We start from the raw sequence: 18,753 nt of genomic DNA, 5'->3' as shown, positions 1-18,753 counted from the left end.
CGGTGTCCGCGCGACGCGGCGGCCCGGCGGCGCCCGAGGTCAGACGTTGCGCTCGTAGACCATCCGCAGGCCGATCAGCGTGATCATCGGCTCGTGGTGGGTGATCGTCCGGCACTCGTTGATCACCAGCGAGGCGAGCCCTCCGGTGGCGATCACCGCCTTCACCTCGCCCAGCTCCTCGCTCATCCGCTCGACGATCCGGTCCACCTGGCCGGCGAAGCCGAAGTACAGGCCGGACTGGAGGCACTCGACGGTGTTCTTGCCGATCACCGAGCGGGGCCGGGTCGCCTCGACCTTGCGCAGCTGGGCCGCGCGGGCGGCGAGCGCGTCGAAGGAGATCTCGATGCCCGGGGCGAAGGCGCCGCCGAGGAACTCGCCCCGACCGCTGATCACGTCGAAGTTGGTGGTGGTGCCGAAGTCGACCACGATGCACGGCCCGCCGTAGAGGGTGTACGCGGCCAGCGTGTTCACCACCCGGTCGGCCCCGACCTCCTTCGGGTTGTCGATGGCCAGCTGCACACCGGTGCGTACCCCCGGCTCGACGATGACGCTGGGCAGCTCGCCGTAGTAGCGGGCCAGCATGGTGCGCAGCGAGCGCAGCGCCGCCGGCACCGTGGAACAGGCGGCCACCCCGGTGATCTCGACCGCGTCCCCGGCGAGCAGGCCGCGGAACATCAGCCCCAGCTCGTCCGCGGTCGACCGGGCATCGGTCTTGATCCGCCAGGAGTGCACCAGCTTGTCGCCGTCGAAGGTCGCCAGCACGGTGTTGGTGTTTCCGATGTCGATGCAGAGCAGCACGCACGCAGCCTAGACAACGACCGTCCGGGCGGGTGCGGACCGGCCGACGGCCCGTATCCTGGTCGCATTGCGGCATGAACATGGGTCGATCCACGGCGCGGGCGGACGGGGAGCGGGCATGTCGGGGATGTGGTGGGCGCGCGGGCGCAACACCCTGCGCCGGCGCCGGCGGCACGTGCTCGTGCTCGCCGCCCTGGCCGGCGGCGCCGGCTGGATGATCGTGCAGGCGTCCCGGCACGACTCGACGAGCTTCGCCGGCGAGCTCTACCTCAACATCGGCGCCGCGCTGATCATGACGCTGCTGACGTACGTGGTGCTCAACCCGCTCTTCCGCGAGCTTCAGACCGCGAGCATCATCGAGCACCCCCGGCTCGACCGGGACGCGCTCATCGAGCGGGTGGCCCGGTCCCGGGAGCTGGTGGCGATCCTGGAGACGTGGACCAGCATGCTGGAGGGCCCGTACGCCAACCGGTTCGTCTCGGCGCTGCGCTCCGCGCTGGCCAACGGCGCGACGGTCCGGATGCTGCTGCTCGACCCGGACTCCCCGGCGGTCCGGCTGCGCGGCGCGGAGCTGCGCCGCCGGGACGCCTCGGTGGCGATCCTGAACAACCTGTGGCACCTGGCCCGGCTGCACGAGGAGCTACCGGAGTCGGTCCGCGCCCGGCTCCAGGTGCGGGTCTACAGCGCCGCGCCCTCGGTGCAGATGTACCGCTGGGACGGCAAGGCGTTCATCTCCTTCTTCCCCGTGCAGGGCAGCACCTTCGACACCCAGCAGATCGAGGCGTTCGTCTCCACGCCGCTGGGCGAGTTCGTCGACGACCGGTTCGGCGAGCTGTGGGAGACCGCGCCGGTGCAGGACCTGGCGGCCTGCCTCAGCCTGCGGCTCTGCCTCCGGCAGGGCGGGCGCGACCTGGAGACCTGCGAGGCGCTCTACGTACGCTCCGACGGCGACTGGTACATCGCCGGCACCGACCTGGTCCGCAACGTCGCCCGGCACGGGCTGGCCGGGCTCAGCGTGGTGCTGGACCGGCCGGAGGCCGACGGCGAGGTCTTCACCATCGGCGAGGCGGACGAGCTGGCCCCGGAGGTCTACAACCGGGTGCTCGAACTGTTCCGGGCGAAGTACGGCCTGGACAGCCGGCAGGACACCGAGAGCCGGGTGATCTTCAACCTGGCGAGCAGCACGCTCACGACCGTCTGACCGCCCCACGCGGCACCGTCCGCGCCCCGCCGTGCCCGCGGCACCGTCCGCGCCCAAACCACCCGCTCATTCGGTACGCAGGTCCATCGCGATGTCGAGGATCGGCGACGAGTGGGTCAGCGCGCCCACCGACAGGAAGTCGACGCCGGTCGCGGCGTACCGGGCGGCCACCGCCAGGGTGAGCCCGCCGGTGGCCTCCAGCTCGGCCCGGTCGCCGACGGCCGCCACCACCTCGACCAGCTCCTCCGGGGTCATGTTGTCGCAGAGCAGGAAGTCCGCGCCGGCGTCCACCGCCTCCACCGCCTCGGCCACGGTGGTCACCTCGACCTGCACCGGCACCTCGGGGAACGCCTGCCGGACCCGGCGGTAGGCCGGGGTGATGCCGCCCGCGGCGAGCTTGTGGTTGTCCTTGATCATGGCCACGTCGTAGAGGCCCAGCCGCTTGTTGGTGCCGCCGCCGGCCCGCACCGCGTACTTCTCCAGGGCGCGCAGGCCGGGCGTGGTCTTCCGGGTGTCCAGGACCATCGCCTTCGTACCCGCCAGCGCGTCCGCCCAGGCCCGGGTGTGGGTGGCCACCCCGGACATCCGGCAGAGCAGGTTGAGTGCGGTCCGCTCGGCGGTGAGGAGCAGCCGGGTCGGCCCGGTCACCGTCGCGAGCACGTCGCCGCGGGCCACCCGCGCGCCGTCGGTGGCCACCAGCGACACCGCGACCGTGCGGTCGGTGCCGGTCACCTCACCGACCAGCTCGAAGACCGCGGCGGCCACGGCCAGCCCGGCCACCACACCGTCGGCGCGGGCCACCAGGTCGGCGGTGTCGGCCTGCTCGGCCGGGATGGTGGCGACGCTGGTGACGTCGAGGAAGTCCGGGCCTAGGTCCTCGGTGAGCGCGTTCACGATCACCCGACGCACCTCGGCCGGGTCCAGGCCACCGGCCCGCAGCGCCTGCTCCGTCGAGTCCCTCATGGCTTCTCCTCCCACTGCTGCGTCAACCGGCCCTGCGCCCCGACCGCCTCGACCAGGTGACCCAGCCACCGGTCGTCGGCCGTCGGGAAATCCTCCCGCCAGTGGCACCCGCGGGTCTCCTGCCGGACGTACGCGGCGGCGACCAGCGCCGACGCGACGGTGAGCAGGTTCGTCGCCTCCCAATCCGCCGTACGCGGCCGGCCACGCCCGGTGCCGAGGTCGGTCAGCGCGCCGGCCGTCGCGGCGAGCGTCTCCGCCGAGCGGAGCACCCCGGCGCCCCGGGTCATCGCGCGTTGCAGCGCCGGCGTCACCTCGGCCGGGACCACCCAGCCCGCGCCGCCGACCCACGCTCCGGTCTCCGCCGGCCGGGCCTGCTCGGGCAGGCCGGCGGCGATGTCCTCGGCGATCCGGCGCGAGAAGACCAGCCCTTCCAGCAGCGAGTTGCTGGCCAGCCGGTTCGCGCCGTGCACGCCGGTGCAGGCGACCTCGCCGCAGGCGTACAGCCCCGGGATGGAGGTGCGGCCGTGCAGGTCCGTACGGACGCCACCGGAGGCGTAGTGCGCGGCGGGCGCCACCGGGATCAGGTCGGTGGCCGGGTCGACCCCGATGGCCAGGCAGGACGCCACGATGGTCGGGAAGCGCCGGGCCAGGAAGTCCCCACCCAGGTGCCGGGCGTCGAGGTGGACGTGGTCCGCGCCGGTGGCGAGCAGCACCCGGTGGATGCCCTTGGCCACCACGTCCCGCGGGGCCAGCTCGGCCAGCTCGTGCTGGCCGACCATGAACCGCTTGCCGTCGGCGTCCACCAGGTAGGCGCCCTCGCCGCGCAGCGCCTCCGAGACCAGCGGCTGCTGGGCGCGGCCGACGCCGGGCACCCCGGCGGCCTCTGGCACGATCAGCGCGGTCGGGTGGAACTGGACGAACTCCACGTCGGTCACCGCCGCGCCGGCCCGCATCGCCAGCGCCACCCCGTCGCCGGTCGAGACGGCCGGGTTGGTGGTGGCCGCGAAGATCTGACCCATCCCGCCGGTCGCCAGCACCACGGCCCGGGCCAGCAGGGCGCCGACACCGTCCTCACTGCCCTCACCGAGCACGTGCAGGGTGATCCCGCAGGCCGGGCCGAGCCCGCCCGGACCGTCGCCGGGCGCGCGCAGCAGGTCCAGCACCAGGGCGTGCTCGACCAGCCGGATCCAGGGGTCGCGGCGGACCGCGGCGTGCAGCGCGCGCTGCACCTCGGCGCCGGTGGCGTCGCCGCCGGCGTGCACGATGCGGTCCGCCCGGTGCCCGCCCTCCCGGGTGAGCATCAGCGAGCCGTCCGGGTTCCGGTCGAACTCGGCGCCGATCCGCATCAGCTCGCGCAGCCGCGTCGGCCCCTCCTCCACCAGCACGCGGACCGCCGCCGGGTCGCTCAGCCCGACGCCGGCGACCTCGGTGTCGAAGGCGTGCGCCGCCGGCGTGTCCGTCGGGTCGAGCACCGCGGCGATGCCGCCCTGCGCCCAGCGGGTCGAGCCGTCATCGATGTTGACCTTGGTGACGACGGTGACGTGCAGGCCCGCCTCGCGCAGGTGCAGCGCCGCCGTCAGGCCGGCCACGCCGGAGCCGACCACGATCACGTCGGTGGTCTCCACCCAACCGGGCGCGGGCGCGGCCAGCAGGCTCGGTAGGGCCGGCAGAGCCGGCAGGTCGACGGTCGGTAGGTCCATGAACACAGTCAACCGCGAAGGACGCTCAGGAGAGGCGGCGGGGGCGGGACGAGTGGTTTGGGCTACCCCGTCCGCACCCATTCGGGTGGCCGGCGTCGGCGCGCACCGGGACGCCGGGCGCGGCGCCCGACATCACCGGGTGCGGACCGGCAGGCCGGCCGGGCCGGCGCCCTTCAGCGAGGCGCTCACCGCCCGGTCGCTGAGCCAGAGGTAGCAGCGCACACCCCGGTCACCGACCCGCCAGCGGCCGGCGGCGGGCGGGCGGACCACCACGCCGCTGCGGTAGTGGAGGTCGGTGTCGACGGGTACACCGACGTACCGGCCCAGCACCGCGCGGCACCCGTCGTAGAGCGGGACCCAGTCGGCGTCCCGGGTCGGGTATGGGCCGTCCGGTGCCCGCCACACCCCGACGAACTCGGCGTCGTGCCGGGTGGCGCACTCGACCGGCAGCAGTGTCTGCACGCCGCCACCCGCGCCGGAGCGGGTCTGCTGGCAGCCCAGCCGCAGCGAGGACGCGCCCTTCAGCACGTCGCGCAGGCTGCCGGTGCGGGTGACCACGGTCGCCGCCGCCTCGACGGTGGTCACCTCGGAGACGTCGCAGCGGTACCAGCGTGAGCCGGCCGCCCATCCGGGGCCGGACGGAAGCGCGACCGAGAGCCGCAGGCGGGCGGCCCGCCAGTCGTCGCCCAGGTAGCCGACGGCCCGGGCGTCGCAGTCGGCGAACGCGCCCCGCAGTTGGGCGGAGCCACCGGCCGGCGGGGCAGGCCACTCCACCGGGAACGCCCCCACGTGCACGGTCTCCACCCGGTGCGGCTGGCGGCAGTCGACCGGCTGGTAGGCCGAGAGCGTCACCACGTCGGTGAAGTCGCCCGCCTGGCACACTCCGGCGGCCGGGGTGAACGCCGCCGCGACCGGCAGCGCCGGCCAATCGTCGGCCAGGTCGCCGTCGCCGTCACCCGTCGCGGCGCACGCGGTCAGCAGGACCACGGTGGTGGCGACCGCGAGCAGGATGGTCAACGAACGGCGCATCGCGGCCTCCCCCAGCCACCGCCCGCCTCGCGACGGGTGTGACAAGGGTAACCAGGAATGACGCCAGGGTGACAGACCGCATTCGCGGCCCCCAGTCCCCCCGATCCCCGCCGATCTTGCACTGCCGCCCCGGCAAATCCGGACGACTGCCCCATACCGGGGGCCGAAAGTGCAAGATCGCGGGAGCCGGTGGTGGGGTCAGACCGCGGCGAGGGGGTTGGGGACGGGGTTGCCGGCGGTGCCGGGGGCCGCCGTCGCCGGGTCGGCGGTCAGATCGACGATCCGGTTGTCCGCGTCGACGTGCACCACCCGGGGTTGGTGGGTCCGCGCCTCGGCGTCGTCCATCTGCCCGTACGAGATCAGGATGACCAGGTCACCGGGGTGCACGAGGTGCGCGGCGGCGCCGTTGATGCCGATCACGCCGCTGCCCCGCTCACCCGGGATCACGTACGTCTCCAGCCGCGCCCCGTTGGTGATGTCCACAATCGCAACCTGCTCGCCGGCGAGCAGGTCGGCGGCGTCGAGCAGATCCTGGTCCACCGTGACCGAGCCGACGTAGTGCAAGTCGGCCTGCGTCACCGTGGCCCGGTGGATCTTCGACTTGAGCATCGTTCGCAGCATCGGGAAGTGCCTTTCGTGCGGCGTGCGGGGTTCAGGTTCGGGGGGTGAGCAGGATCGGCGCGTTGTCGATCAGCCGGGTTCTGCCGACCCAGGCCGCGACGAGCAGCCGAGCCGGCCCGCTGACCGGTCCCGGCTCCAGTTCCGGGTCGGTGAGGACCAGGTAGTCCAGCTCCGCACCGGGCGCACCGGCGCCGAACGCGGCGTGCGCGGCGGCCAGCACCGCGCCGGCGTCCCGCCCCTGCTCGGCGGCCTCGGCCCCGGCGCGCAGGGCCGCCGACAGGCTCAGCGCCGCCGCCCGCTCGGAGGCGGAGAGGTAGCGGTTGCGGCTGGACCGGGCCAGCCCGTCGGGCTCCCGCACGGTCGGCACGCCGACCACCCGGACCGGCACGTCGAGGTCGCGCGCCATCCGCCGGACCAGCGTCAGCTGCTGGTAGTCCTTCTCACCGAAGAAGGCGACATCCGGGCGGGTGAGCTGGAACAGCTTCAGCACCACGGTGAGCACGCCGTGGAAGAAGCCGGGGCGGCTGTGCCCCTCCAACTCCTCGCCCAGCGGACCCGGGTTGACGCGGACCCGTGGCTCGCCCCCCGGGTACATCTCCTCCCGGCCCGGCGCGAAGACCACGTCGGCGCCGGCCCGCCGGCACACCTCGAGGTCGTCGGCGAGGGTACGCGGATAGCGGTCGAAGTCCTCGTTCGGCCCGAACTGCAGCGGGTTCACGAAGATCGTCACCAGCACGTGGTCGGCCTGTTCCCGGGCCGCCCGCAGCAGCGTCTCGTGCCCGTCGTGCAGGGCCCCCATGGTCATCACCACGCCGACCGTGCCGGTCAGCGCGGCCCGCGCCTTGGCCAGCTCCTCGCGTGTCGTCACCAGCTCCATCCGGCGGCCACCTCCCGGTCCGTCAGCGCGACCCGGTCCACGGACATTCCCGGACCGGTCACGCCGCAACCTCCCGCTGGCTGTCGGCGAGGACGCCGAGCAGCGACGCGGCGTCCGACGGGCGCAGGCGGCCGGCGGCGATCGCCCGGTCCGCGGTACGCCGGGCCAGCGCCAGGTACGGGGCGACCGACTCGGGTGCGGTCGCGGCGAGCCGGGCCAGGTGCCGCTCGACGGTGCCGGCGTCACCCCGGGAGACCGGGCCGGTCAGCGCGTCGTCGCCGAGCCGCAGCGCGTTCTCCAGCGCGGCCCGCAGCAGCGGGGCGAGCACCTTCTCCGGCTGGGTCACCCCGGCGTCGCGCAGCCGGTCGGCCGCCTCGTTGACCAGGGTCACCAGGTGGTTGGCGCCGTGTGCCAGCGCCGCGTGGTAGAGCGGCCGGTCCGCCTCGCCGATCCACTCCGGCACGCCGCCGAGGTCGGCGACCAGCCGGGCGGCCAGCGGGCGCAGCTCCGGCGGTGCGGTCACCCCGTACGAGATGCCGGCGAGCCGGTCGAGGTCGTCGGGCGTACCGGTGAAGGTCATCGCCGGGTGCAGGGCCAGCGGGTGGGCCCCGGCCGCGGCGGCCGGGGCGAGCACGTCGAGGCCGTGCGCGCCGGAGGTGTGTGCGACCAACTGGCCGGGGCGCAGGGCACCGCTGTCCGCCAGGGCGGCGACCACGCCGGCCAGCGCGTCGTCCGGCACGGCGATCAGCAGCAGGTCGGTGGCGGACCGGGCCACCGCGGTGGTGGAGCGCCGCGGGACGGAGGGCAGCAGCAGCGCGGTGCGGGCGCGACTCGCGGTCGACGCGCCGGTGACGGCCGTCACCCGGTGACCGGCGGCGGCGAGCGCGGCGCCCAGCACGGCGCCCACCCGGCCGGCGCCGACGACACCGACGGTGAGGGTACGGGGAAAGGCGGGAGCCGGGGCGCCCGAACGGGCGCGGCCCACGGTCACGGCGGCCCGCCGAGGGGCGGCCGGACGCGGGCGCAGCGGTGCGCTCATGACGACGATCCAGTCCTCGAGAAGGGGTACCGGTCGATCGCAAGTATGCGCCGGGGCAACCGGAACGAAACACGGATGTGAAAACCTTCACCGCCCGGCGACGGGAGCCCCCGTAGGGTCGGCACGGTGACGGGCCCTGGGACCATGGATGACCTGATGTCGATCCGCTGGCGGGACGCGATGGACCGGGCGCTCTACGGCCCGGGCGGCTTCTTCGTCGCCGGCCCCGGGCCGGCCGACCACTTCCGCACCAGCGTGCACGCGTCCCTGGCGTTCGGTGCCGCCCTGCTCCGCGTCCTCGCCCAGGTCGACGCCGCGCTCGGCCACCCGGCCCGGCTCGACGTGGTCGACGTCGGGGCGGGTCGTGGGGAGCTGCTGCGCACGATCGCGTCTCGTGCCGCGATCGAGGACGCCGCGGGGTCCGCCGACACGGTTCCCGCTCCGGCCGCCGGCCGCCCGTCACCCACCAGGTCGCCGCTCGCGGCGCGGCTGCGGCTCACCGCGGTCGAGCTGGCTCCCCGGCCCGATGACCTGCCCGACACCGTCGACTGGGTGGCCGAGGTTCCCGCCGGGATCACCGGCCTGCTCCTGGCCACCGAATGGCTGGACAACGTGCCGCTCGACGTCGCCGTGCATACCGGGGGCGGCTGGCGCTACCTGCTGGTGGACCCGGCGACGGGCGCCGAGACGGTGGGTGATCCGGTCAGCCCGGAGGACGACGACTGGCTCGCGACCTGGTGGCCCGTGCCCGGGGCGGCGGCCGGGACGCGGGCCGAGGTCGGGCGGAGTCGGGATCTGGCCTGGGCGAACGCGGTCGGGCGGGTGGAGCGGGGGCTGGCGTTGGCCGTCGACTACGGACACCTGCGGCAGGATCGACCGGTCGACGGGACGCTGGCCGGGTACCGGGGCGGGCGGCAGGTGCCACCGGTGCCCGACGGGACCTGCGACGTCACCGCGCACGTCGCCCTGGACTCGGTCGCCTCCGCCGGTGAGCGGGTGGCACGGTGTGCGTACTCCCTGAGGTCGCAGCGGGAGGCGCTGCGGGCGCTCGGGGCGGACGGCGGCCGACCGCCGCTGGCCCTGGCCGCCACCGACCCGGCCGGGTACGTCCGGGCGCTCGCCGCCGCGTCGGCGGTGGGCGAGCTGACCGACCCGGCCGGCCTCGGCGGGCACTGGTGGCTGCGGCAACCGGTCGGCGTCGAGTGGGACGCGGTCGTGGCACGATGACGGGCATGACCACCGACGCCGGGGACCTCCGCGAGCTGACCGTCGGCACCGGAGCCGGCCTGGTGGCGGGCACCGGCGGGCAGCAGCTGGGCACCGACATGGTGCTCAACATCGGCCCGCAGCACCCGTCGACGCACGGCGTGCTGCGGCTGAAGCTCGTCCTCGACGGCGAGCGGGTGGTCTCGGCCGAGCCGGTCGTCGGCTACATGCACCGGGGCGCGGAGAAGCTCTTCGAGGTACGCGACTACCGGCAGATCATCGTGCTGGCCAACCGGCACGACTGGCTGTCGGCGTTCTCGAACGAGCTGGGCGTGGTGCTCGCCGTCGAACGGCTGATGGGTCTGGAGGTGCCGGAGCGGGCCGTCTGGCTGCGGATGGCGCTCGCGGAGCTGAACCGGGTGCTCAACCACCTGATGTTCCTCGGCTCGTACCCGCTGGAGATCGGCGCGATCACCCCGATGTTCTACGCGTTCCGCGAGCGGGAGACCCTCCAGGCGGCGATGGAGGAGGTGTCCGGAGGCCGGATCCACTACATGTTCAACCGGGTGGGCGGGTTGAAGGAGGAGGTGCCGTCCGGCTGGACCGGCCGGGCGCGGGCGGCGATCGGCGAGGTGCGTCGGCGGATGCCCGACCTGGACGACCTGATCCGGCGCAACGACATCTTTCTGGCCCGGACCGTCGGCGTGGGGGTGCTGTCGGCCGCCGACGCCGCCGCGTTCGGCGCGTCCGGCCCGGTCGCCCGGGCCTCCGGGCTCGACCTCGATCTGCGCCGTGACGATCCCTACCTGGCCTACGGGGAGCTGGACGTGCCGGTGGTGACCCGCGCCGCCGGCGACTGCCACGCCCGGTTCGAGGTGCTGCTCGACCAGGTGTACGCATCGCTCGACCTCGCCGAGCAGTGCCTGGACCGGGTCGACCGGCTCGGCGGGCCGGTGAACACCCGGCTGCCGAAGGTGGTCAAGGCGCCCGAGGGGCACACCTACGCCTGGACCGAGAACCCGCTCGGCATCAACGGCTACTACCTGGTCTCCCGGGGCGAGAAGACGCCGTGGCGGTTGAAGTTGCGCACCGCGTCGTATGCGAACGTGCAGGCGCTGGCCACGCTGCTCCCCGGCTGCCTGGTGCCGGACCTGATCGCCATCCTCGGCTCGATGTTCTTCGTGGTCGGCGACATCGACAAGTAGCCGGCCGCGAGCGGTCGCCGCCACCGCGCGGTGCCCGGGCGGTGCGGCGTTGGCGGGTTTCCTCGGCGGTCAGCGCCAGCGGTCGCCGGGACGGGCCCCGCCGGCGCGCGGCACGTCGTCCTGCGGCGGGTAGCCGTAGTGCTCCTCCTCGACCCGCGCCCGCCGACCCACCCGCTCCGGCTCCACGTCGGCCCCCGGCCGGTATCCCCGCTGCCGCGGCGGCCGCCACTCGTCCGGCACCGGCACTCCGCCGGCGGGTAGCGCCGGGCGCTCCTCCGGCTCGGCCCAACCGCCCCGCCAGCCCTCGTCCCCACCCCGGCCGTACTCCCGGCGGGGCTCGTCGTACTCCCGGCGCGAGGCGTCGTACTCCCGGCGCGGCTCGTCGTAATCGCGGCGCGGCTCCTCGCGGTCCCGGCGCGACTCCTCACGACGGACCGAGGCCCACCGGTCGGCCATCCGGTACTCGGTGCCGGTGGCGTCGGCGTGCACCTCGGCGCGCCGCTCGCCGACCCGCAGTTCGCGGCCGTTCTCGTCGTCCCGGACCGACGCCCACCGGTCCCCGGCGCGCAGCTGCGCCCAGTACTCACCGGTGTCGTCCGGCCGTGCCGGCCGGTCCTGGTCCTGCCCGGTCCGGTCGGCCGGCGCGCTCCAGCCCGACTCGCCCGTTCCGGGCTGGTCCGACCAGCCCTGCTGCTCACCGGCCCCGGACCACCGCTCGTCCCGCCGGCCGGCCCAGCCCCGGTCGTCGCGTTGCCCGTCCCGGCCGGACTCGTCGCGCGGGCCGGACTGCGCCCCCCACTGCCGCTCGTCGCCGGAGCGCGCGCGCTCGTCCTGACCGGCGTACCCGGACCAGGACCGCTCCTCCGGCCCCGATCCCGCGCCCGCTCCCGCCCAGGAGCGCTCGTCGGAGCGGCCCGCGCCCCATGGACGCTCGTCCGCGGAGGGCGACCAGGAGCCGGCGTACCCGCCGCCGTAGCGGCCGCCGGACGGCTCGGCCGGACCCCCGTCCACGATCGTGTGTCGGGTGGTGACGTGCACCGTCTCGGTGTGCCGGACCATGCCGACCTGGCGATGCGCCGGATCGGGGCGTCCGTCGTGCTCCGCCGGGCGGGCCGCGGCACCGTACACGCCCGGCTGCGCGGCGCCGTACGCGGCGGACTGCGCGACGCCGCCGTAGACACCGGCCTGGGCGGCGGGGCGTTCCGCACCGTGGGCCCCGGCGGACCCCGGTCGCTCGCCGTACCCGCCGGCGGGGCGCTCCGCGCCGTACTGTCCGGCGGTCGGGCGCTCCGTGCCGTACTGGCTGGACGCGGACCGGTCGGCGCCGTGCTGCGGGGACGCGGGCCGGTCGGCGCCGTACTGCGGGGACGCGGGCCGGTCGGCGCCGTGGCGGGTGGGCTGGGCGCGGGGGGCGCGGTCCTCGTCGTCCTCCCACTCGGTCCGTCCCCACCGGCCGGAGCCGTCCTCCTGGGCAACGGCCCGGGTCCGCCCCGCCGGGGCGTCCTCGGCCGGCTCGGCGGCGGGTACCCGGGCCCGGCCGGCACCGGGCGGCTCCTCGCCCCCCGAGGGGGCGCCGCCGGCCACCTCGAGCCGGCGCCGCACCGCGGCGACTGCCTCCTGCGCCCGCTGGGCCTGGTCGAGCGCCTGGTTGCCGCGCTGTGCGGCGGCCACGATCTCGCCGCGCAGCTCGTGACGGAGCTGCTCCATCTCGTCGAGCAGTTCCTCGGTGCGCGCCTGGCCACCCTCGCCGTCGGGGCGCAACGCGATCGACAGCCCGATCAGCACCACGGCCAGGATCGCGAGAACCGCGGCGAAGCGCAGCGGGCCGTTGCCGTCCGCGACCAGCAGGATCAGCGCCGCCACCGGGGCCAGCGCCACGCCGATCCAGAACAGCACGGTCAGCGGCGTCGAATTGCGCTTTGCGTCGGGGGAGACCGGGGCGGGCATGGCTGTGCAGCCTACCGAGAGTTGCCTTCCGTGGGAACGGGCCCAGAACCGCCGGCCCGCCCGCGCACCGGCCCGTGAACCCGAGGTCATCCACCGTTCACCACGGCGCCGGTGGCCGGGTCGCCCCCGTGTCGTCGCGAGCCCGGATCGCCGCCCGAACGGACGCGGCCGGTCGGCGGTGGCACGGGGCCACCGGCGACCGGCCGGCGTCGGGTGTCGGGCGTCATGACCGCCCGGACGGGGTCAGCTGCTCGCCAACGCGCCGTCCGAGGAGAAGACCAGGCCGACGCTGGCGCTGCCGGTCTTCAACGCGTTCTTGGTCTGCGGGCCACCGGCGTCCAGCGAGCTGAACGAGCCGGCGTTGAAGTTGTAGACCTGGACCAGGCCGGCCTGGCACTTCGGACGCTGCGGGCACTCGGGCGGCCCGGCCAGCACGGTCGCCGTGCCGGAGCACTTGCTGGCCAGCTCGGAGAGGGTGCTGACGCCATACTTGTCGCCGAACGCCTTGGTGACCGCGAAGGCGTTCTGGTCCTGCGCGGCCGACGGCTTGCCGAAGGTGATGCCGACCTTGTCGCCGCTGGCCTTCAGCGCGGTGACGGTCTTGTCGAGGTCCGGCGAGGAGACCGGCTGGGCGTTCTGCCCGTTGGCCTTCGTGTTGAGGAACTCGGCCATGGTCGCCGCGTACTCCGGGACCACCTGGATCTCGCCCTTCTCCAGGGCCGGCTCGTAGAGCTCGCGGCTGCCGATCTGCTGCACCCGGACCTGGTAGCCGGCGGCGGTGAGCGCGATCTGGTAAAGCTCGGCGATGGTCTGGCTCTCGCTGAAGTTGCCGGCGCCGACCACGATCTGCCCGCCCGGCCCCTTGGCGATCCCGGTGGTCACGTTGTTGGCCGACGCGAACTCCTCGGCCGCTACCTTCGGGGTCTTCCGGTCGACGTCGACCGCCTTGTTGAGCTGGATCAGCTTCGGCGTGTCCAACGCAGCGGAGACCTTGTCGAGCGCGGCGAGCAGCTCCGGCTTCGCCGCGTCGGCGTTGACCGCCGGGATGACGTTGTCGGTGTTCTGGAGCTTCTTGTCGTCCTCGAGAACCACCAGCTGGTCGCCGGCGACCGGTGCGCAGCCCGCCCCGCTCGCGCCCTGCTGGGGTGCCTCGGTGCCGGAGGATCCGGCGTTGCCGCAGCCGGTCAGCAGCCCTGCGGCGGTGAGGGCCGCCGCCGCGCCGACGGCCAGCCGTGTACGTGCGCGCATGTGTGCCCGCCTTCCGTGTCCCGGCGCGACCCCTTCGGGCCGGCCGCGTGTCCGACGGGCGATCCTCCTACCGGCTCGCCCGCGATTTCTCAGCCAACATCCTCCGGGGGGGTACGACAACTTGGGGCGAGCTTTGTCACCGGATCGTCATCGCGTGGTGGGAATCACCCTCCGGCCACGGCGTCCGCCGCCCGCCGGTTCGCGCCCCGGCGGGCGGCGCGCAACGGACGGGGGGTGACCAGCCGCTCGACCAGGGCCAGGATCAGCTCCACCAGCACCGCGAGGCCCGCCACCAGCAGGCCGCCGGCCAGGATCTGCCCGCCACCGGCGGCGATGTCCAGCCCGAACCCGGCGCGGATGATCTGGCCCAGCCCGCCGCCGTTGACGAACGAGGCCAGCGCCGCGGTCGCGACCACCTGGACGGCCGCCGTCCGGAAGCCCGCCGCCAGGTAGGGCACCGCCAGCGGCAGCTCCACCCGACGCAACACCTGCCAGCCGGAGAGGCCCATCCCCCGGGCCGCGTCCCGGGCTTCTGGATCGGCCTGCCGCACCCCGGTGTACGCGTTGGCCAGCAGTGGCGGCACCGCGAACACGGCCAGTGCGACGATCACGGCCGGCCGGCCGAAACCCAGGAAGGTCAGCGGCAGGATGGTCAGCAGGGCCAGCGTCGGGATGGCGAGAGTGATGTTGGCCACCAGCACTACCAGGTTGCCGCCGCGCCCGGTGTGGCCGAGCCACAGGCCGATGGGCCAGGCCACCAGGCAGCCGAGCGCCACCGCGGCGGCGGACAGCACCATGTGCTCGCCGAGCCGGTCCAGCACACCACCCGGGTTGGTCCAGTTCAGCGGGTCGTTCAGCCAGACGACCGCCTGCTCGATCGCACTCACGACGACCTCCGGGCCAGCCAGGGGGTGAGCAGCCGGCCGGTCCCGGCCAGGATCAGGTCCAGCACCAGCGCGAGCAGGACGCAGAGCACCGTCCCGGTCATGATCTGCGCCTTGTAGAAGTTGTTCTGGAAGCCCGCGAAGATCAGTTGACCGAGCCCACCCCGACCCACGACCACACCCACGGTGACCAGGGCCACGGTCGAGACGGTGGCCAGTCGCAGGCCGGTGAGGATGCCGGGCAGCGCGAGCGGCAGGTCGATGCGGACCAGCCGCCCCCAGCGGCCGTACCCCATCCCCTCTGCCGCCTCGCGGACCTCGGGCGGCACCTGGGTCAACCCGGCGATCGTGTTGCGGACGATGACCAGCAGCGCGTAGAGCACCACCACGCTGAGCACGGTGATCGCGCCGATGCCCAGGTAGGGCGCGAGGAACGCGAAGAGGGCCAGCGACGGGATGGTGTAGAGCACCCCGGTGAGTGCGAGAATCGGGCCCGCGAGGGCCCGGTACCAGTAGGCCACCACGGCCAGCGGCACGGCGATCAGCGCGGCGATCAGCACCGCGCGGGCGGTCAGCGAGGCGTGCTCGCGCAGCGCGGCGAGGATCGTGTCAGAGTTGTCCCGCACGTACTGCCAGGAGAACCACGGGTTACCCGGGTCGGCCCGGTAGCTCAGGCGGAAGGACATACGTGGACGTTACCCCGGAGACCTCCGGCGCCGCCGGGCGCGCGGCGGCCGACGACGCGCGCGCGGCGTCGATCACTCTCGAGGGAATCCGCAAACGCTACCCCGACGGGACCGAGGCCGTACGCGAGCTGAGCCTGGAGGTGAAGGCCGGCGAGCTGGTGGTGCTGATCGGGCCGTCCGGCTGCGGCAAGTCGACCGTGCTCCGCATGATCAACCGGTTGATCGAGCCGACCGGCGGGCGGATCCTGCTCGGCGACGAGGACGTCACCCGGGTCGACCCGGTGCGGCTGCGCCGCCGGATCGGCTACGTCATCCAGAACGTCGGCCTGTTCCCGCACCAGACGGTGCGGGCCAACGTCGCGACCGTGCCCCGGCTGCTCGGCTGGTCCAAGGACCGCAGCCGGCGCCGGGTCGACGAGTTGCTGGAACTGGTCGGTCTGGACCCGGGCCAGTTCGGCGGCCGCTACCCGCACGAGCTCTCCGGCGGCCAGCGGCAACGGGTCGGGGTGGCGCGGGCGCTCGCCGCCGACCCGGTGGTGCTGCTGATGGACGAGCCGTTCTCCGCCGTCGACCCGATCGTCCGGACCAGGCTGCAGGAGGAGTTCCTCCGGCTGCAGGCCGAGGTGCGCAAGACGATCGTGCTGGTCACCCACGACCTCGACGAGGCGGTCCGGCTGGGCGACCGGATCGCGGTGCTGTCCCAGGGCGGTCACCTGGAGCAGTACGATCCGCCGGCGGCTCTGCTCGGCACGCCGGCCACCCCGTTCGTCCGCGAGTTCGTGGGCGCCGACCGGGGCATCCGCCAACTGGTGGTCACCCCGGTCCGCCGGGAGGCGCTGGAGCCGGTGCCCGCCGGCGGCGCGCCGGAGGCGCCCACCGTGCCGCTGGGCGGCTCGGCGTACGACGCGCTGGCGGTGATGCTCACGTCCGCGGCGGAACGGGTGGTGGTGACGGACGAGGGGCGACCGGTCGGGACGCTGGGCCGCCAGCGCCTCCTCGACCTGGCCCGGCCGGAGTGACCGACCCGACGCGCTGAACGCGCAGCGGCGAGGTGGTCGGCCCGGGCGAACGAGTCGGGCCCGGGCCGAGGGGGTCTGGCCCTCGCCGAGGCGTCAGGCCCGCCGAGGGGGTCAGGCTCTCGCCGAGGGGGTCAGGCCCGGCCGCCCAGGCTGGCGGTGCCGATGATCCAGCCGGAGAGGAAGCCGTAGCCGGCGCCGGCGCCGGCGGCCTGCAGCGCGCCGAGCATCGACGACCCCGGCCCGAGGAGTGCCGCGAGCACCGCGGCGATGCCGCTGGCCAGCACGTACGCCGCCCAGCCGGAGAAGAACTGGCTGAGCGGGCCGGGCACCCGGGCGACCTGCCCGGCGGGCAGCAGGTAGAGCAGGGTGGCCGCGAGGACCACCAGGAGGATGGCCCGCAGGTCGGCGGCGAGCACCCCACCGGGCTGGTCGCCGGCGTCGATCAGCCAGGCCGGCCACGCGAGCAGCCGCAGGTACCAGCCCCCGGCCCAGTTCGGGTCGGTGTGGCCCTCGGCCCAACCGACGTAGGCCGGACTGCCGCAGACGGCGACCAGCACGAGCGCGGCGAGGGTGCCGGTGCCGGCCGCGGTGCCGTAGCGGCTGACCCGGCCGGACCGGCCGGCGACCGCCATGAGCCGCCCGAGGCCCGATCGGCCGGCTCCCGACCCACCGCGTCCCGTCCCGGATCCGGGGCGGCGGGCGGACCAGCGCGTTCCGGCCACTCAGTGCTTCATGAGGTAGTCGATGAAGGCGGCCCGCAGCAGCGGCGCGGACTCCTCGTAGCCGTGCCCGGTCAGCTCCCGCCAGAGCGCCGCCGCCTCGTCGATGGTCGGCCCGACCGAGTTCAACGCGCCGTCGAGCGCGGCGGCCTCGTCCGCGTTCGGCAGGCGCTGCAGCACAGACCAGTAGAAACCGACGTCGCGGCGGTGCCGGGCGAGCGCGAACGCCCGCTCCCGCAGCTCCTCGGTGGACAGCGCGTCCAGCTCCTCGAACGATCGGCCGCCGGTCGGGGTGGCAGGTGTCTCGGTCATGCCGCCGAGCCTAACCGTCGAGATCACACCCGGCCCGGCGGACACCGCCCGGCTCACCGGTCGTCGTCCCACCGCCGCGGCTCGGTCTCCCACCGGGGGGCCCGCCACGGGTCCACCGGGCTCTCCGTGGTCGGGGTGGGCAGGGTGGGCGGCCAGTTGTCGACGGTTCGCGGCCCCGGCATCGTCCAGCCCGAGCTGATCGCGCCGTCGCTGACCGGCTCCGGCGCGTCGGCGGTCACCGACCCCGGTCGCCCGTACCGTTCGACCAGCCGGGTGACCAGTAGCCCGACGCCCAGCGCCGCCCCGCCGACCGCCCACCGACTGACCGTCCAGCCGCGCGCCTCCGCGTACGCGAGGAAGACCGCGACCAGCCCGACCGCGAGCAGGGTGCCGAAGATGCCGCCCCGCCGTCCGTACGCGCTGGTGCCGGCGAGCAGCGCGACGCCGACCGCGAGCACGGTCCAGTCCCCACCGGTCGTGGGTGCCACCGGGGCGGTGTCGTTCGCGGCGATCAGCACCCCGGCCAGCATGGCCAGAACGGTCGAACAGACCAACGCGCCCGCGGTGACGACCGCGGCCACCCCGCCCCGGCGCCGCGCCGGGTCGGCGACCGGACGGAACCGGCCGACCAGGCGGCGGATCGCCCGGATCGCACCGAACAGCCCGCCGAGGACGGCGAGCGCGGCGAAGCCGGCGAAGAGGTACATCGCGTGCCGGCGCGGGTCGTACTCGCCCTGGACCAGCACCGGGGCGGAGCGACGCTCGATGTACACGATCACCCCTGCCGCGGCCGCCAGGCTCGCCGCCCAGCCCGGCACGTGCAGCACCACCACCGCCAGCGCGAGCGCCAGCCCGCCGACCGCGGCCACGACGGCCGCGGGCGCCACCGCGGCGGCCACCCCGCGGTCGCCCTGCTCGGCGAAGTGCAGCGCCGCGGCGACCGCGACCGGCCCGACCGCGAGGTTGGGCGCGGCGGTACGCAGGCTGAGCCCGGCGGCGAGGGTGAGCAGGCCGATCGCGACGACACCGACCAGCAGCGAACGCAGCCCGGAACCGCGCAGCACGTCCGGGTCCTCCCGCCAGAGCAGCCAGGTCACGGCGGCCAGCCCGACCAGCAGCGCCAGCTCCCAGGCCACGTGGACGCCGACCCGGTCGCGGCCCGGCTCGCCGTGGGCCGGGTCGTCGAAGACGTTCTCCAGGACGGCGGCCGGAACCCCGGACGAAGGCTCGACCGACCCGTCGCGGCCCGGTTGCTCGTACGCCATGCCCCGCCTCCCCTTGGCCGGTCGTCCAGCTCCG

18 protein-coding genes are annotated in these 18,753 nt (G+C 74.9%); 4 read left to right on the top strand and 14 right to left on the bottom strand.

Annotated elements, in window-relative coordinates; genetic code table 11:
- Nucleotides 1–39: 39 nt before the first annotated feature.
- Entirely contained in the window at nt 40–798 is a 759-nt protein-coding gene (locus O7603_RS23225) for a type III pantothenate kinase (RefSeq protein WP_281571898.1), read from the bottom strand.
- 118 nt (nt 799–916) lie between these two features.
- Here O7603_RS23225 and O7603_RS23220 point away from each other — a divergent pair, with 118 nt between their 5' ends.
- Nucleotides 917–1,999, top strand: a complete 1,083-nt coding sequence (locus O7603_RS23220; RefSeq protein WP_281571897.1) for a hypothetical protein — start codon at nt 917–919, stop codon at nt 1,997–1,999.
- 66 nt (nt 2,000–2,065) lie between these two features.
- On the opposite strand, the gene nadC is transcribed toward O7603_RS23220, so the two are convergent.
- The 6 genes from nadC to O7603_RS23190 form a co-directional block, all read right to left on the bottom strand.
- Nucleotides 2,066–2,962, bottom strand: coding sequence for a carboxylating nicotinate-nucleotide diphosphorylase (gene nadC, locus O7603_RS23215; RefSeq protein WP_281571896.1), 897 nt, complete (start codon nt 2,960–2,962; stop codon nt 2,066–2,068).
- Entirely contained in the window at nt 2,959–4,662 is a 1,704-nt protein-coding gene (locus O7603_RS23210) for an L-aspartate oxidase (RefSeq protein ID WP_281571895.1), read from the bottom strand. The genes nadC and O7603_RS23210 overlap by 4 nt, the downstream gene beginning before the upstream one ends.
- Before the next feature lie 132 nt (nt 4,663–4,794).
- On the bottom strand, nt 4,795–5,691 hold the full coding sequence (locus O7603_RS23205; protein ID WP_281571894.1) for a septum formation family protein: 897 nt from the start codon (nt 5,689–5,691) through the stop codon (nt 4,795–4,797).
- A gap of 198 nt (nt 5,692–5,889) precedes the next feature.
- Nucleotides 5,890–6,312, bottom strand: a complete 423-nt coding sequence (gene panD / locus O7603_RS23200; RefSeq protein ID WP_281571893.1) for an aspartate 1-decarboxylase — start codon at nt 6,310–6,312, stop codon at nt 5,890–5,892.
- Between the two features lie 31 nt (nt 6,313–6,343).
- Nucleotides 6,344–7,189, bottom strand: coding sequence for a pantoate--beta-alanine ligase (gene panC / locus O7603_RS23195; protein WP_281571892.1), 846 nt, complete (start codon nt 7,187–7,189; stop codon nt 6,344–6,346).
- A 58-nt stretch (nt 7,190–7,247) separates the two neighbouring features.
- The gene (locus O7603_RS23190) at nt 7,248–8,228 is read right to left on the bottom strand and encodes a Rossmann-like and DUF2520 domain-containing protein (RefSeq protein ID WP_281571891.1); all 981 of its coding nucleotides are present in this window, start codon (nt 8,226–8,228) and stop codon (nt 7,248–7,250) included.
- Between the two features lie 156 nt (nt 8,229–8,384).
- Here O7603_RS23190 and O7603_RS23185 point away from each other — a divergent pair, with 156 nt between their 5' ends.
- A complete protein-coding gene (locus tag O7603_RS23185) occupies nt 8,385–9,455 on the top strand; it encodes an SAM-dependent methyltransferase (protein WP_281576778.1) in 1,071 nt (356 codons plus the stop codon).
- The gene (locus tag O7603_RS23180; RefSeq protein ID WP_281571890.1) at nt 9,452–10,639 is read left to right on the top strand and encodes an NADH-quinone oxidoreductase subunit D; all 1,188 of its coding nucleotides are present in this window, start codon (nt 9,452–9,454) and stop codon (nt 10,637–10,639) included. Before O7603_RS23185 ends, O7603_RS23180 begins: the two co-directional genes overlap by 4 nt.
- Before the next feature lie 69 nt (nt 10,640–10,708).
- On the opposite strand, the gene O7603_RS23175 is transcribed toward O7603_RS23180, so the two are convergent.
- The 4 genes from O7603_RS23175 to O7603_RS23160 form a co-directional block, all read right to left on the bottom strand.
- Entirely contained in the window at nt 10,709–12,586 is a 1,878-nt protein-coding gene (locus tag O7603_RS23175; RefSeq protein WP_281571889.1) for a hypothetical protein, read from the bottom strand.
- 243 nt (nt 12,587–12,829) lie between these two features.
- Entirely contained in the window at nt 12,830–13,834 is a 1,005-nt protein-coding gene (locus O7603_RS23170) for a glycine betaine ABC transporter substrate-binding protein (protein WP_281571888.1), read from the bottom strand.
- Nucleotides 13,835–13,998: 164 nt separating this feature from the next.
- Nucleotides 13,999–14,721, bottom strand: a complete 723-nt coding sequence (locus O7603_RS23165; RefSeq protein WP_281571887.1) for an ABC transporter permease — start codon at nt 14,719–14,721, stop codon at nt 13,999–14,001.
- Complete coding sequence (locus O7603_RS23160; RefSeq protein WP_281571886.1) at nt 14,718–15,404, bottom strand: ABC transporter permease; 687 nt, start codon at nt 15,402–15,404, stop codon at nt 14,718–14,720. Before O7603_RS23160 ends, O7603_RS23165 begins: the two co-directional genes overlap by 4 nt.
- A gap of 2 nt (nt 15,405–15,406) precedes the next feature.
- Here O7603_RS23160 and O7603_RS23155 point away from each other — a divergent pair, with 2 nt between their 5' ends.
- Complete coding sequence (locus O7603_RS23155) at nt 15,407–16,423, top strand: ATP-binding cassette domain-containing protein (RefSeq protein WP_281571885.1); 1,017 nt, start codon at nt 15,407–15,409, stop codon at nt 16,421–16,423.
- A gap of 131 nt (nt 16,424–16,554) precedes the next feature.
- Here O7603_RS23155 and O7603_RS23150 read toward each other — a convergent pair whose 3' ends face one another.
- From O7603_RS23150 to O7603_RS23140, 3 genes are all read right to left on the bottom strand, one after another.
- Complete coding sequence (locus tag O7603_RS23150; protein ID WP_281571884.1) at nt 16,555–17,055, bottom strand: hypothetical protein; 501 nt, start codon at nt 17,053–17,055, stop codon at nt 16,555–16,557.
- Nucleotides 17,056–17,145: 90 nt separating this feature from the next.
- Nucleotides 17,146–17,454, bottom strand: coding sequence for a hypothetical protein (locus tag O7603_RS23145; RefSeq protein WP_281571883.1), 309 nt, complete (start codon nt 17,452–17,454; stop codon nt 17,146–17,148).
- Nucleotides 17,455–17,507: 53 nt separating this feature from the next.
- Nucleotides 17,508–18,719: an ABC transporter permease gene (locus O7603_RS23140; RefSeq protein ID WP_281571882.1), complete on the bottom strand. Its 1,212-nt coding sequence runs from the start codon at nt 18,717–18,719 to the stop codon at nt 17,508–17,510.
- Between the last annotated feature and the right edge of the window lie 34 nt (nt 18,720–18,753).

Source organism: Micromonospora sp. WMMD812, from assembly GCF_027497215.1.
In the GTDB taxonomy this organism is placed as follows: domain Bacteria; phylum Actinomycetota; class Actinomycetes; order Mycobacteriales; family Micromonosporaceae; genus Micromonospora.
This window is presented reverse-complemented; position numbering and strand designations above follow the sequence as displayed.